Below are 1,822 nucleotides of genomic sequence, written 5' to 3' on the forward strand. Positions count from 1 at the left end.
TGATTTTTTAATTTTTATACAATAACAAAATTTCTTGATTTTATTGAATTTTGGATAATTTGGTATTTAAATATAATTTGTAAAAATAGGGTGTACTTAAAATATGCAAATACTTTCTAGCAAATAGATATAAATTATTTGATTTTATTTAATGGAATATCTACTAGGTTTGGTAATTGAAAAACTTGTTGCCCAATTATGTTTTCAATTTGTTCTTCTGTTAAACCTGAGGCGGCTAGATTATGTTTTATTAGTTGAATTTGATTAAAAAATGCCCTTTTAGCATGTTCTACACCATCTACGATAAATTGAGCATTTAAGTCAGATTCAATTCTATAAAATTTGATATCGGATACAGCTTTAGAAAACCAATTATATCGAGCTGTTATTTCTTGGATAGCTATCGTTCCATGTGCTTCACTTACATTTTCATTACCAATATAAACGCTACCTTGTAAATTTTTAAATCCATGTTTTTCTAAAATAGTTTTAATATTTGCGTAAGCGTTGTTATAACTACTTACGTGATATTCTTGACTTAAAATTTCATTGTTGAGGTCAAAAGATATAATATATTTACTCATTGTAATCTCCATGTATAGTTTAAAAAAGAATTAGATTTACTTAGTATATAACTAAGTCATAATATTAAAGTTGAAAAAAAGCCACGAACGGGAATTCATGGCTTTTTTAAACTAGTGACAATTTGGTGCTGATACACCTTGTTGTCTATTTTGTAACCTAGTACAAGTAGGTCACTATGGATAAATTGTATCCGCTTGCTTTCAATCAAGCAACGCTATTAGAAATACTTGAGCAAATTTCACAATCACAGTCTTTACCACGCAAGCCTTATTGTTCTGATAATCTCAGCACTGGCATCTATCCACGTTTACAGCGCATTGCCATCACAAAGCGTTACATTCAGCTTAATCCGCCATCAATGCAGCATTGGCTTGTTTTTGATATTGACCGTCCGAATTCAGCTTACGCATGGTATGACGCAAATCTACCAACACCGTTTGCCGTTGTCGTCAATGAATCTAACACACACTGTCATATCATCTATCGCCTTGAATCACCCGTTTGTACGTCTGATTTGGCACATGAAAAACCGTTGCGTTATCTCGATGCTATCCAACGTGCCTACACAGCCAAATTACAAGCCGATGTGAATTACAGTGGTTTGATTGCAAAGAACCCATTTAGCCAAAATCATTGGCGTGTTATTTATTGCGCTGTAAACGCTCTATACACGCTTGATTACCTCGCTGAATGGGTAGACCTTACTCAAGTACCAAAACGCTGTAAAAACGCTTCTGAGGCGGTTGCATTGGGGCGTAATTGTTATTTGTTCGATTCATTGCGTAAGGTTGCATACAAGTCCATTAGGGAATACAGGACAGGCAAGGTTGATACTTGGCGTTCTCACATTCTTGACCAAGCTATGAGCATGAATGTTTTTAGTGAGCCGTTGCCACATTCTGAAATTAAAGGCATTGCCAAGAGCGTTGCTAACTGGACATGGAAAAAGATGCGACATGACACTGAGGCATTTAAGCAGCGTCAGAGTGTGAGAGGCAAGAAAGGCGGCATTGCTAAAGGCGCAAAGAATCATAACAAACGTGTGTCTGCTATGGTTTTAAAAGAACAAGGCTTGCCATTAACTGAGATTGCTAGAAGTTTGAATTTAACCGTCATGACTTTACGTAGATGGAAAATATAATTAGAGTATTTGCTAGTAACAATAGCCAATATCAGATATCAGCCTGTAAGGTTGGTTTGTGGTTTGTGGTTTGTGGTTTGTGGTTTGTGGTTTGTG

The 1,822-nt window shown here is 35.5% G+C and carries 2 protein-coding genes; one reads left to right on the forward strand and one right to left on the reverse strand.

What is annotated here, in order from left to right; translation table 11 throughout:
• Positions 1-134 precede the first annotated feature (134 nt).
• On the reverse strand, positions 135-584 hold the full coding sequence (locus H150_RS0113350) for a hypothetical protein (RefSeq protein ID WP_019959552.1): 450 nt from the start codon (positions 582-584) through the stop codon (positions 135-137).
• Between the two features lie 176 nt (positions 585-760).
• Between H150_RS0113350 and H150_RS0113355 the strand changes: the two genes are divergently transcribed.
• Positions 761-1,726: a replication initiation protein gene (locus H150_RS0113355; protein ID WP_081619601.1), complete on the forward strand. Its 966-nt coding sequence runs from the start codon at positions 761-763 to the stop codon at positions 1,724-1,726.
• The last annotated feature ends 96 nt before the right edge of the window (positions 1,727-1,822 follow it).

This window comes from Vitreoscilla stercoraria DSM 513 (genome assembly GCF_000382305.1).
Taxonomy (GTDB): domain Bacteria; phylum Pseudomonadota; class Gammaproteobacteria; order Burkholderiales; family Neisseriaceae; genus Vitreoscilla; species Vitreoscilla stercoraria.

Bases quoted from the DNA above. Each gene is read 5' to 3' on its own strand.
- H150_RS0113355 (WP_081619601.1), top strand. From the start codon at position 761: ATGGATAAATTGTATCCGCTTGCTTTCAATCAAGCAACGCTATTAGAA.
- H150_RS0113350 (WP_019959552.1), bottom strand. From the start codon at position 584: ATGAGTAAATATATTATATCTTTTGACCTCAACAATGAAATTTTAAGT.